At 51.3% G+C, this 12,332-nt stretch carries 12 protein-coding genes; 2 read left to right on the top strand and 10 right to left on the bottom strand.

The annotated features are described in order from the left end of the window. Positions 1–58: 58 nt before the first annotated feature. Positions 59–3,097 (bottom strand): Tn3 family transposase, encoded by a 3,039-nt coding sequence (locus tag OOJ59_RS27135; protein WP_045269834.1) that lies wholly within the window; start codon positions 3,095–3,097, stop codon positions 59–61. A 167-nt stretch (positions 3,098–3,264) separates the two neighbouring features. Here OOJ59_RS27135 and OOJ59_RS27130 point away from each other — a divergent pair, with 167 nt between their 5' ends. Beyond that, positions 3,265–3,906 carry a recombinase family protein gene (locus OOJ59_RS27130; RefSeq protein ID WP_045269835.1) on the top strand — a complete coding sequence of 214 codons (642 nt, stop codon included), beginning with the start codon at positions 3,265–3,267 and terminating at the stop codon, positions 3,904–3,906. Between the two features lie 263 nt (positions 3,907–4,169). Here the strand turns inward: OOJ59_RS27130 and OOJ59_RS27125 are convergent, their stop codons facing one another. Continuing rightward, positions 4,170–5,828, bottom strand: coding sequence for an FAD-dependent oxidoreductase (locus OOJ59_RS27125; RefSeq protein WP_025760366.1), 1,659 nt, complete (start codon positions 5,826–5,828; stop codon positions 4,170–4,172). A gap of 160 nt (positions 5,829–5,988) precedes the next feature. Between OOJ59_RS27125 and OOJ59_RS27120 the strand changes: the two genes are divergently transcribed. Further along, a complete protein-coding gene (locus OOJ59_RS27120; RefSeq protein ID WP_000928911.1) occupies positions 5,989–6,339 on the top strand; it encodes an ArsR/SmtB family transcription factor in 351 nt (116 codons plus the stop codon). Between the two features lie 304 nt (positions 6,340–6,643). Here the strand turns inward: OOJ59_RS27120 and OOJ59_RS27115 are convergent, their stop codons facing one another. The 8 genes from OOJ59_RS27115 to OOJ59_RS27080 all read right to left on the bottom strand — a co-directional run bounded on the left by OOJ59_RS27115 (position 6,644) and on the right by OOJ59_RS27080 (position 12,311). Continuing rightward, a complete protein-coding gene (locus OOJ59_RS27115; protein WP_000043177.1) occupies positions 6,644–7,120 on the bottom strand; it encodes a Dps family protein in 477 nt (158 codons plus the stop codon). 114 nt (positions 7,121–7,234) lie between these two features. Then, positions 7,235–7,585 (bottom strand): PaaI family thioesterase, encoded by a 351-nt coding sequence (locus OOJ59_RS27110; RefSeq protein ID WP_023135766.1) that lies wholly within the window; start codon positions 7,583–7,585, stop codon positions 7,235–7,237. Between the two features lie 247 nt (positions 7,586–7,832). After that, a complete protein-coding gene (locus OOJ59_RS27105) occupies positions 7,833–8,294 on the bottom strand; it encodes a NifB/NifX family molybdenum-iron cluster-binding protein (protein WP_000626969.1) in 462 nt (153 codons plus the stop codon). After that, positions 8,269–8,589, bottom strand: a complete 321-nt coding sequence (locus tag OOJ59_RS27100) for a DUF134 domain-containing protein (RefSeq protein ID WP_001137910.1) — start codon at positions 8,587–8,589, stop codon at positions 8,269–8,271. Before OOJ59_RS27100 ends, OOJ59_RS27105 begins: the two co-directional genes overlap by 26 nt. Positions 8,590–9,048: 459 nt before the next feature. Beyond that, positions 9,049–10,053 carry an IS110-like element IS5075 family transposase gene (locus OOJ59_RS27095; protein WP_000427614.1) on the bottom strand — a complete coding sequence of 335 codons (1,005 nt, stop codon included), beginning with the start codon at positions 10,051–10,053 and terminating at the stop codon, positions 9,049–9,051. Positions 10,054–10,131: 78 nt separating this feature from the next. Further along, positions 10,132–11,529: a DUF4158 domain-containing protein gene (locus tag OOJ59_RS27090; protein ID WP_045269836.1), complete on the bottom strand. Its 1,398-nt coding sequence runs from the start codon at positions 11,527–11,529 to the stop codon at positions 10,132–10,134. A 2-nt stretch (positions 11,530–11,531) separates the two neighbouring features. Continuing rightward, on the bottom strand, positions 11,532–12,089 hold the full coding sequence (locus OOJ59_RS27085) for a recombinase family protein (RefSeq protein ID WP_001162010.1): 558 nt from the start codon (positions 12,087–12,089) through the stop codon (positions 11,532–11,534). A 129-nt stretch (positions 12,090–12,218) separates the two neighbouring features. Next, complete coding sequence (locus OOJ59_RS27080) at positions 12,219–12,311, bottom strand: DUF3330 domain-containing protein (RefSeq protein ID WP_238703584.1); 93 nt, start codon at positions 12,309–12,311, stop codon at positions 12,219–12,221. Between the last annotated feature and the right edge of the window lie 21 nt (positions 12,312–12,332).

The raw sequence follows: 12,332 nt of genomic DNA, 5'->3' as shown, positions 1-12,332 counted from the left end.
TTAGCAAGATCGATACCGACAGTCGTGATGGTCATAACGAATCCCTCCGGGGCTATGTTTACCCCATGATTGCACAAGAGTTAATCAGGCGCATATCCAGGGGAAGTCCCTTCCATTCGTTAAGGCTATTTTTTGACCTTTCGACTTTAGCGGGTCTCAACCGACGAAACTTACCGGAAGCCGGTATCCGGTTGCTTTTCCAGATATAATCGCCTGTCAGATTGATATGCTCCCAGCCTAGCGGGGACAAATGCGACAGCAATTGATCGTTGATCTTCACCCCTTTACGCTTCAGGGCATCGACCGCTCTTTCCATATAGACGGTATTCCACAGCGAGATAGCTGCCGTCAGCAGCGTCAGTCCACTGGCGCGATAGCTCTGATTTTCCGGTTTACGATCCCTGATTTCACCCAGACGGTGCAGGAATACCGCGCGCGCCAGCGCGTTACGGGCTTCTCCTTTATTCAGTCCCGCCTGGACCCGCCGACGAAGTGCCGGATCGCGGAACCAGTCGATCATAAACAGCGTTCGTTCAATACGGCCAATTTCTCTCAGTGCTTTGGCAAGTCCATTTTGCTTTGAGTAGCTGGCAAGCTTTTTCAGCATCAGGGATGCCGTCACTGTTCCCTGCTTTATCGAGGTTGCCAGACGCAACACTTCACGCCAGTGAATTTCGATCTCTTTCAGGTTCAGGCTGGTCGTTGATATCAGTGACTGAAGCGCCGGGTACTGGTCTGCTTTCCCTTTGATAAACAGCTTCTTGTCATGGAGATCCCTGATTCGCGGACAGAACGCAAATCCCAGCAGATGCATCAGGGCAAAGACATGATCGGTGAAACCCGCGGTATCGGTGTAATGCTCCCTGATTTTCAGGTCACTTTCGTGGTACAGCAAGCCATCGAGAACATGGGTTGAATCCCTGACCCGACTTATTATGCAGGTGTAAAACGGGCTGTATTGATCCGAAATATGGGTATAAAACTGTCGTCCGGGCTCCTGCCCATATTTCGGGTTAACCTGTCCTGCGTAGCGGCCAGTGCTGCCTGTTCTGAAATTCTGTCCATCTGATGATGATGTTGTCCCGTCTCCCCAGAATGCCGCCAGCGGCCTTTTCCCCTGCGCGTTTACCAGTTCTGCAAGGGCGGCTGAATAGGTTTCGTCGCGGATGTACCATGCCTGAATATCTTCAAGTGATGATTTGGTACTCCCGGGGCAGGCTTCTGCCATTTTTGTCAGGCCAAGATTGATGCCATCCGCAAGAATGGTGGTGAGAAGCAGGCGGGTATCGGGACGGGTAATGTCATTTTTTATATGCGAAAAATGTCGGGTAAACGTCGTCCAGCCGTTTACCTCATCGAGAATTTCCGTGATTTTAGGGCGCGGTAGCATGCTGTAAACCAGCTCTGCCAGCGGTGAAACCTGCGCCGGTACGCAGTTATCCAGCGGAGAGACTTTTACGCCCCTGTCGGAAATTTCCACATCGGGCAGTTCACCAAGGGCTGCCATGGCATTGACCTCTTCAAGTCTGGACTGAAGCAGGGTCATACGGCTGGTAATGTACTCATGGTAATCAGCAGATACGGGCAGTGGCAGCGCCGGAGTGAGTTTGTCAAAGTCCTTTTCGGGAATGAGGTAATCATCAAAATTTTTGTAGCGCCGTGAGCCTTTAACCCAGATGTCCCCGGAGCGCAACGCTCCCTTAAGCTCGCTGAGCGCACAAAATTCATAATACTGCCGATCAATACCCGCAGGTGTAATCACCACCCTGTGCCAGCTTTCAGGGACAAACTCAAGCGGCGCAGTCGCCGGAACTTTACGTGAGTGCTTCAGGTACATATCCTTGATCACAACCAGCGCATCAGCCAGAGGTTGCGCTGCCGGGGTTGCGACTAACTGTAAAGTGGATAACATGCGTGGGGCATATTTCCGTAATATGCTGTATTTCTCGGTAATAATATGCAGCGGGTCAAAATTATTTTTTCTGGCGAGATGGCGTGTTTCCTCCAGACTGGCGACAAATTCAGGCCATGGGAGTATATTTTCTATTGCGAGCCATGGATCGTCACCGGAATCGCGGGCATCAGACAGCGCCTGACCGACATCGATGTACTGCCTCAGTTTTGACTGGATCAGCTTTCCGGTCTGCTGAAGGCGCTCTGCCTGTGTTCTTTTGGCTTTGCTGAAAAGGCTGTTCAGCATTCGCTCATGCAACTCAATCACTTCGTCTGTCAGTGTGGCTCTGGCTTCTTCCAGCACGCACACCAGGATCGCATGACGCCGGGTTGCTGAAAATCGGGTCAAATCACGGCTACTCATCTTCCGGCCTTCCCGCGCCAGTTTCAGCAACCGGTTCTGGTGAATGGTACGATCTATACCTTCCGGTAATGCCAGCGATTCAACGCTGCTGAGCCGATCAAGATGTTGCAGCACGTTCTTACCATTGATTTTACCCGGCGGTTGCAGAAGCCATGTCAGCCTGGAAGACTGATTATCCGATGACTCAAGTAAACGATCCAGGGCATCCCTGTGAGCCGGAGTTAACGGGGCATTCAGAGTCTGAAATACGATTTTATCGCCGCCTGCCATGGCCTCAGCACAGGTACGCTCCACGACATCAATCGCGGGGATTATTACGTTGTTCTGCCGGAGCCAGACCAGCATCTCTTCGGCCAGGAGAATACCTTTATCAGTACGCGTCGCCATCGACAGCAGGTGTGTAATACAGTCCTGCTGTATTTTGCCGGTAAATGCCTTCACGCCAAGATAGCGGTACAGTTCGGTTAAATGCTCGCGCCGGGTCGTATCCCTGCCGGAAAGGTAAGCAGGCCAGAGATCACCGGTAAGATTTAGCCTGCTGGCGATATGTTTCAGCAGTGCATCAGAGGGTGGGATTTTTTTATCCGGGGCAAAGCCAACATTTTTCAGATAGCAAAGAAGGACGGCAAAACCAAAACGGCTGGCGGGTTTACGGTGAGCACAGATAAGCGCCAGATCATGCTCACTGAAATAGGCCATCCGGGTCAGCGTTAACTCATCGTCTGGCAATGCCAGTAATGATTCTCTTTCCGACAGAGAAAGAATCTGCCTCCTTGCCATATAGTTTCCCTCATAAATTATCCGATGCGGTATTTTTAACAAAAATGGTTATCGCATAAGGGTACACCCTGACGGTATAACCAAAACGTGACATCACACGATTTATGCCATAACCTATATGCGATAGATTAAATGCAATAACTTAAATGCGATATTATGGCGGAAAAATGTTCATCAGAGCTTATTTAAGGGCATCGACGGAAGATCAGTTCGCTGACCGGGCAAAAGAGATGCTGGAGCAGTTCGTTCAGCAGCGGGGACATAAAATCGCCAGCTACTACCGGGAGAATATCAGCGGCACAAAACTTGATCGCCCTGAGCTGGGGCGCTTACTGATGGACAGTCACCACAATGATATCTTGCTGGTCGAACAGATAGACCGTCTGACCCGTCTGAGCAACAGCGACTGGATGACGCTGAAAAAGCAGATAGAAAAACATGAGCTGCGGATTGTCAGTCTTGATGTGCCCACCTCATGGCAGGCGCTGTCAGATAAAGATCCTTCGCAGGCGGACCCGATTACTCGCGCAGTAATAACCGCCATCAATAACATGCTAATCGACCTGATGGCCGCGATGTCGCATAAGGACTGGCTGAGCCGCCGACAGCGGCAAAAACAGGGGATTGAACGGGCTCATACACTAGGTAAATACCAAGGTAAGCAAGCTGATCGGGAGCGTCACCAGAAAGTACTGTATTATCGGCAGGTTAAGAAATTGAGTATTCGTGAAACCGCAGATGCAACAGGTTACAGTGCTTCGCAGGTATGTCGGATACAAGCGCTGTATAAAAATAATGAATTTTCCTGAAAGGCTGGAATAACGGTGTTTATTGCGATCATTGCATAGGCGTCATAGTTAGGGCTTGTTAATGACTAGCAGCCTGGAAGTACGCTGTGTGCCAAATCCAAAAATAGTCATTCACACCCTGAATCACTTTAAAGTGATTCAGGGTATGCGCTTATAGCTGCCATTCAAGGCGTTAATAATTTTTGTAGATTTTCTATTCCATATAATATGTTTTCAACGAATCTGGAGAAATGAAGTGCCATGTGTGTATGGCACTTCATCTCTTATTTACTCATTGACTCCGTTACCGTCTGCCAGGTTATGAAACCACCACTCAGATTATATGTCCGGAAGCCGTGAGCCTGCAGAATACGGTATGCCACATGCCCGCGCAGGCCACTCTGACATCCTATAAAAATTTCTTTATCTTTAGGCAATTTTCCAAGGTTTTCCCGCAGGGAATCAAGAGGGATGGATAGCGCGTCAGGATATTCACCAAATTGTTTCAGTTCGGCAGGAGAGCGAATATCAAGTAAACAATAACTGCCCGGTTCCCGTTGTAACACATCGCTGACATGACATATGACCGTATCTCCTTTCATTACATTTGTCGCCACCATACCAGCCTGGTTAACGACGTCCCTTGCACTGTTAAAAGGTGGAGCATAAGTCAGCTCAAGATGTTCGAGATCGTTGACGGTAAGCCCCGCGCGCTGTGCGACAGACAGGACATCGATGCGTTTATCAACCCCTTTTTTCCCTGATGCCTGAGCCCCGAGAATTTTACCGGTATCGGGGCTGAACAGCAGTTTCAGACTGATCATCGTTGCCCCCGGGTAGTAACCGGCATGATCAGCGGCATGGACGTAAACCTTCTCGTATCGGGTGCCATGAACTTTCAGCTGCTTTTCATTCGCACCGACGCTGCCAATACTCAGCGAAAATACCTTACAAATGGATGTCCCCTGACTGCCATGGTAAAGGCTGTGACGATCTAGCATGTTATCAGCAGCAATGCGTCCCTGGCGGTTGGCGGGCCCTGCCAGAGGAAAATTAGCGGGTTCCTGAAAGACAAAGTCTGGGGTTTCAACGGCATCCCCCACGGCGTAGATGTCAGGGATACTGGTCTGCATACAGGCATTGACGCTTATGCCTCCCCGTTTACCCACTGCGAGCCCGGCTCCTGTGGCAAGGCTGTTCTCAGGTTTTACCCCGATGGCGAGAATAACCATGTCGGTCTGCAGAAACCCACCCTCAGACAGTGCAACGCGGAATCCCGTCTCTGTCCGCAGTACCTCGGTGAGCGCCGTTCTGAGACGCAGATCCACGCCATGACTCCGGATTTCCTGATGCAGGGCAGATGCCATTTCAGGATCAACCGGAGCCATAACCTGTTCCCCCATCTCCAGCAGGGTCACACTGATCCCCCGTTCGCTCAGAGCCTCCATCACTTCAAGTCCGATAAATCCCCCCCCGACAAGCGTGGTGTGAGCTACGTGATGTTGCTCAATCCACCCCAGGATAGCATCCATGTCAGTAAGATTTCGCAGCGTAAAGACACCCTCTTCCTGTAGCCCGGGCAAAGGAGGGACAACCGGAGCGGCGCCGGTACTGAGGAGCAGACGATCCCATTCTTCGCTATAGACCTCCCCTGAGGTCAGATTTTTAACCGTCACCGTTTTATTAACCGGATCCACTGACGTCACTTCATGACAGATACGGACGTCTATGTTAAAGCGGGATTTAAAATCCTCCGGGGTTTTCAGAATCAGTGACTGCCTTAAAGGAATTTTTCCGCCTATATGATAAGGTAATCCACAGTTGGCGAAAGAGACATCGCTTCCCCGTTCAAACACAACAATACTGACATCCTCTGATAACCGACGAGCTCTGGCTGCAGCGGATGCCCCGCCGGCAACACCACCAACAATCACTATTTTCATTACATCCTCTCTGTTCACCCGGGGCGAAATGCCTGCCAGATATAATCGTTTCCCCGGGCCGGCAGGACGCTGCAGACCTGACGAACACGATGGCAAAATTACGATACCGTCAGTATACTAAATTATATTATATAAAAACACATAGTATGAGAAATCAGCAATGCTCATGAATGAAGACACAAAACGTCAGACAGATATGAAGAATGCGGCCCTGAGGGCAGCAGATGTCTTACGGGGACTGGCCAACAGCGACCGGTTGCTGTTGATGTGTCAGTTAAGCCTGGGGGAAGCGAATGTGGCCGGGCTGGAAGCGGCGGTCGGTATCACTCAGCCGACCCTGTCCCAGCAGCTGGGTGTAATGCGCCGCCTGAAGCTGGTCGAGACCCGACGGGCAGGTAAAATGGTATATTACCGTATTGAGGATAACCGTATCATGACGTTGTTAAATACCTTATATGATCTCTACTGCCCGCAGGCAGGCACCGGTAAAGGAAGCCATAACAACGAATAATATGATCCTGCTTTCCCCGTAAACCGTTTTATCCGTGCATCATTAACCCTGTTCAGGCTGTGAAATGCCAGACCGGAACCTGCGATACCTTAACGGGAAAACAACAGTGGTCCGGATATACCAGCCGATGATGCCCGTCACGGACAGTATTTCTCGTTCACGCATTCACTGATTAACCCACTGATTCAATGGTGTTTAATACTGTGACGGTCAGAAAAAACAGCCACAGGAACACGGATGATTCTGCACTGTCAGTAATAGCCTGTGGCTGACAAACCGTTTTTTCTGCTGCCACGGGGTGACATTATTCAAGCAGGCTACGCAACATCCAGGCAGTTTTCTCATGTAACTGGATACGTTGTGTAAGCAGATCTGCTGTGGCTTCATCATTCGCATTATTAACGAGCGGGAACAGGGAGCGTGCAGTTTTAACCACGGTCTCCTGGCCCTGGACAAGATTTTCAATCATGTTTTTTGCTGCCGGAATATCCTTATCTTCATTAACCGCTGTTAGACGTGAAAATTCATGATATGTGCCGGGCGCGAAGCATCCGAGCGAGCGTATACGTTCAGCGATATCATCAACGGCAGTGGCCAGCTCATTGTATTGATTTTCAAACATTAAATGTAAGCTGTTAAACATGGGGCCAGTTACATTCCAGTGATAGTAATGTGTTTTTATATACAGGGTATAGGTGTCAGCAAGAAGCCGGGACAGGCCGTCTGCAATCTCCACCCGGGATGATTCAGCAATACCAATATCAATGATTTGTTTACTCATAACTACCTCTTACACGGTTTCAGTGGAATATACGATATGCGATTATTCTTTCCGGTCTGAGCAAAACACGCCTCAAATTTTTATAATAACCAGGTACACCTGTCGTCTGTCACACTAGCGATGCGCCAGAGCAATATCCTGCGACGGAACAATGAATTTCGCCGTGGCACGTGCCACTGTCTGCTGTCCTTTTGTCAGCCATGCTTCAAGCAGGTAAATCCCCCTGCGTTGCCCAAGCAGTCTGGCACATACCATCAGTTTGTCTCCGGTACAAACGGGTGAAATGAATCTTACCGTCAGTTCAGCCGTCAGGGCTTGCACACCCTGCATGAACAAACAATGAGTCATTGCTGCATCCAGCAGGGTACTCGTCATTCCGCCATGTAAAAGACCCGTATACCCCTGATGCCTGTGATTGGCCGTGTAGTCCGCACATACAGAGCCATCCGGGTGCTCTGAAAACATTAAGTTCACCGTATCAGGGTTGTTGTCGCGGGAACTACAGACCATACAACAGGTATGGGCCTTTCTGGCATCAAGATAACAATTCATCTGTTTCTGCTCAGCGTCCGGTTGTACTGACGGGAGGCATCCGGAATTCAGTCAGCTGAGGGGCTCCCCCGGCATCATTACTGCCTCCTCCACACATTCCGGCTCCTGGTTTATACACAATACGGGTCTGATAAAAATCACCGCCCGTGATGAAATAAACTCATGAATGGCAACAGCGCCCGTTTCCGTGATGATGCTGACGCCCACCCTGGCACGCATTTTCTGCTGTGTTCCCGTCAGAGTGACAGCATTTTTTCCCTTTCGCCTCATGATGAAAGGACTGGCGTCCCTGCTCCGGCTTATTCAGTTCAGTCAGAACACGGGTATCCGGATCACACAGTTCAGTGAACAAACGACGACCACAGTCAGTCTGGTACACCGCGATCTGATGCCCCAGTAATTTACCCAGCATCCGTTCCCCGATGTTACGGACCACAACGCGGCTGACTTGCTGTTGAACCAGCAGGTCAACCAGCTTCCGTTTACCTGAACAATCTGCGCCCAGCGCGGGATTTTCTGTCCGGCTGAGCTCCACACCGCGCTCATCCACCAGGACAAGGTGACTCGCTTTGGTAAAATGATTTGCTACCCGGTCGTCATTCACTGGAATGGCTGTGATCATCTTGTGTAACTCCTTCCCTTTCAGAGTGCATTATTAAGGCCTTGCCCTGAGTGAGACAGTCCACAACCTTAAAACGGGCTGCTTTCAGGACATTGGCCAGTGTCTGCCTTGAAACCCCCATTGCAACAGCCGCTTCCTGCTGTTGCATGCCCAGTAAATCGACCAGCCGTAACGCTTCAAACTCATCTTCTTTTAAATGAACATGTTCAAGCTGGCTCATCGGTCGCGCATTGGGCTTAAAACAGGTATCCGCAGGGCGGCCACAGATGTTACGGGGAATTCTGGGTCTTGGCATGAAGGCTCCTTATTGGCATATGCTATATATACACTCATAAACTGGCATATGCAATATACTCTGCTCACCGGTGGAGAATTTTTTGCTTTACCCTGGAGTCTGTAAGTGGGCAGCAGGTCATGAGAGATGAAGAGAAAGAAAACAGATACTGTATGAGACTCAATTTAAAGTGCTGCCATAAGGGGGTCGTCTCAGAAAACGGAATCTATGGTCACTCCCGTTTTTGCAACACCGATTTTGACGACAAGTTGGCTTGCTTGAATCTATCCGGCGTCTGAATGGGATTTTATTCCCGCGCCTCGATGAGTTCCGCGCCTGATGAACCTCCAGAAAATATACGGCTTCAATGAGCCTTTCCGTTTTACAGGTTCCTCAACAGGCCGGTGGGCCGTTAGTATCATCAATATCAGTATTCGCAAAACCAGATGAATGATTGTTTAAACTGGTGTATTTCTGCCTTTATGCTTCGTAAGTTTGCTGTCGCGCCGTCAGTGCCCAGGCTATTCTGGCCAGCTTGTTTGCCAGAGCACAGGTGACGACAAAGTTGCTTTTCCGACACAACAACTCCCTGACCCAGTCGGCCAACTTGCCAGACTGGTGTTCCAGTTTTTGTATGAATACCCTGGCACACTGAACCAACAAAGTTCGGATCTTTTTGTTGCCCCGCTTGCTAATCCCTAACAATGTCGTCCGACCTCCCGTGCTGTACTGTCGGGGTACCAGCCCTGTTGCCGCCGCAAAGTCACGGCTGCTGGCGTACTGCTTCCCGTCGCCAATCTCAGTTGAAATAGTACTGGCAGTCAGCGTTCCAACGCAGGGAATACTCAGCAAGCGCTGTCCAACCTCATCTTCGTCCAACTTTCGTTTCAACTGAGATTCCAGATCTTTAATCTGCTCAACAAGATAGTGATAATGCTGTTGTAATTTCAGCAGTAACTGGCTGAGATAAAGAGGCAAACTACTGTCCTCAAGAAGGGTACTCAGTCGACTAATAACGGCAGCACCTCGCGGAACGCTGATACCAAATTCCAGCAGAAAAGCATGCATCTGATTAGTTGTTTTCACCTTATCCTGAACCAGGGATTCACGGACACGATGCAGAGCTCGCATTGCCTGCTGAGATTCGGTTCTGGGCTGCACGAAACGCATAGATGGACGTGATGCTGCTTCACAGATAGCTTCAGCATCAACGAAGTCATTTTTGTTGCTTTTAACGAATGGGCGGACAAATTGCGGTGATATCAGCTTTGGAAAATGCCCTAACTCTGCCAGCTTGCGTGCCATAAAGTGAGAACCGCCACAGGCTTCCATCGCGATGGTTGTTGCCGGGCATGTCGCCAGAAATTCGATTAGCTTTGGTCGGGTGAATTTTTTACGGTAAACGGCCTTCCCACGATGATCCTGACAATGAATATGGAAAGAGTTCTTACCCAGATCGATACCAATAAGCGCAATGTTTTCCATGATGGTTCTCCGAATGAAAGCCTGTCCTCAGCATAGTACTGGGAAGGAGGGAGTGACCATCTCATTAAATAAAGCACGCTAAGCCGGTGGCAGCGGTCGCAATGGCCTGAACTTCCCCGCACCGACCTTGGCACTGCTGCGCCATAGGTAATCGCCGGTCAGGTTGATATGCTCCCACCCCAGCGGGGACAGATATTGCAGCAACGTGTCGTCCAGCGCCTTGCCGTGGGCACGCAAAGCACTGGTGGCACGCTCCAGATAGACCGTGTTCCACAACACGATGGCCGCCGTCACCAGATTGAGGCCGCTGGCCCGGTAGCGCTGCTGCTCAAAACTGCGGTCGCGGATTTCACCCAATCGGTAGAAGAAGACCGCCCTGGCCAGCGCGTTGCGCGCCTCGCCCTTATTCAGCCCCGCATGGACGCGGCGGCGCAGCTCCACGCTTTGCAGCCAATCCAGAATGAACAGCGTGCGCTCGATGCGCCCATACATCCGCACCTTGTCGTTGATCGCCTTGCCGGAAGCCTGGAACTGCTGTTGATGCTTGTTCTTGGCCGCATTGAACAGCTTGCCGATGATACGGTCGTGAAGGTCGATGATTTCATCAGTGACGGTGGCCATGCCCTCGATGGCCAGTGCTACCAAGGTGGCGTGACGCCGCTGCGACTCGAACTTGGCCAGGTCGGCGGGCGTCATCTGGCCGCCTTCGCGGGCGATCTTGAGCAAGCGGTTTTGGTGTACCTGCCGTTCGATGCCAGCAGGTAGGTCAAGCGCCTGCCAGGCTTTGAGGCGTTCGATGTGTTCAAGCATGTGGCGCGAGTTCGGCTTGGCGGGCGATTGGCGCAGCCACGCTAGCCACGTCATTTTGCTACCATCCTTGCGCTTGAGGAGTTCGTCCAGGCGCTGGCGATGGACAGGTATCAAGGAATCGGCCAATGCCGCATGGATGCTTCGGTTGGCACGGGTAATGGCCTCGGCGCTTGCGCGCTCGATGGCATTCATGGCGGGTAGGATGATGCTCTGCCGCCGCTGGTTTTCAACAAGGGTGCTGGCCAGCACAATGCCTTTGTCTGTTTGCAAGGCCAGTTCGGTCAATGTATGCACGGCTTGCCGGTAATGACTCATGGTGAAGGGCTTGAATCCAAACACCGTTTGCAGCTCGACCAAGTGCTCCCGCCGTGTCTGCTCGCGCTGGCCGTAATGGTTCCAGCTTTCCACCGGCACCTTGAGTTGTGCGGCCACCATGCGCAGCAGGGGCAGAAATGGAGGATCATCGACGCCCAAGAAGATGCCAGGGAATCGCAAGTAGCAAAGCTGCACGGCGAAGCCCAATCGATTCGCGGCGCCGCGACGCTGACGGATCACCGACAGGTCGGTTTCGTTGAACGTGTAGTGCCGTATCAGTTCGTCTTTGGCATCTGGCAGTGTCAGCAGACTTTCGCGCTCGGTGGCGGACAGGATTGAGCGGCGTGGCATGGTCAGTCTTCCCGCAGGTACTGGTACAAGGTTTCGCGGCTGATGCCGAAGTCACGGGCCACCAAGGTTTTCTGGTCGCCTGCCGCAACTCGCCGTTTCAACTCGGCAATTTGTTCGCTGTTCAGCGATTTCTTTCGTCCCCGGTAGGCCCCGCGCTGCTTAGCCAGCACGATTCCCTCGCGCTGACGTTCGCGGATCAGAGCGCGCTCGAACTCAGCAAAGGCTCCCATGACCGACAGCATCAGATTGGCCATCGGTGAGTCCTCGCCGGTGAACGTTAGCCCTTCTTTGACGAACTCCATGCGCACGCCCCGTTGTGTCAGCCCTTGGACGATGCGGCGCAGGTCATCAAGGTTGCGTGCCAACCTGTCCATGCTATGCACCACCACGGTGTCGCCCTCGCGGACGAAGGCCAGCAGCCTTTCAAGTTCGGGACGTTGTGTGTCCTTGCCTGAAGCCTTATCGGTGAATACCTTGCCGACTTCTATTTGTTCCAGTTGTCGATCAGGATTCTGGTCGAAGCTGCTGACGCGAACGTAGCCGATACGTTGACCTTGCAAGATGCCTCCAAAGGTAAAAATGTCAGGATGAAATCTATTACCCTTGGCTGAATGTGTCAATAAATATAAATTAATACCCTACTCTGACGTTGTTTGTGCTCAACATCTGACATCAGGTTAGGGTATGCCTCAATCTGACGGCTGCGAACCGCCAGGGACAGGTGCAATGTCAGATTCTGTCGCGGCCTTGGCGCGTGCCTGGAAGCGTTCATAGCAATCCAGCCCGCAGAAATGTTCGACGTA

Origin of the sequence: Citrobacter sp. W9 (assembly GCF_026719375.1) — a bacterium.
Classification (GTDB): Bacteria; Pseudomonadota; Gammaproteobacteria; order Enterobacterales; family Enterobacteriaceae; genus Citrobacter; species Citrobacter werkmanii.
Note: the sequence above shows the minus strand (reverse complement) of the source record. Positions and strands in the feature narration are given on the sequence as shown.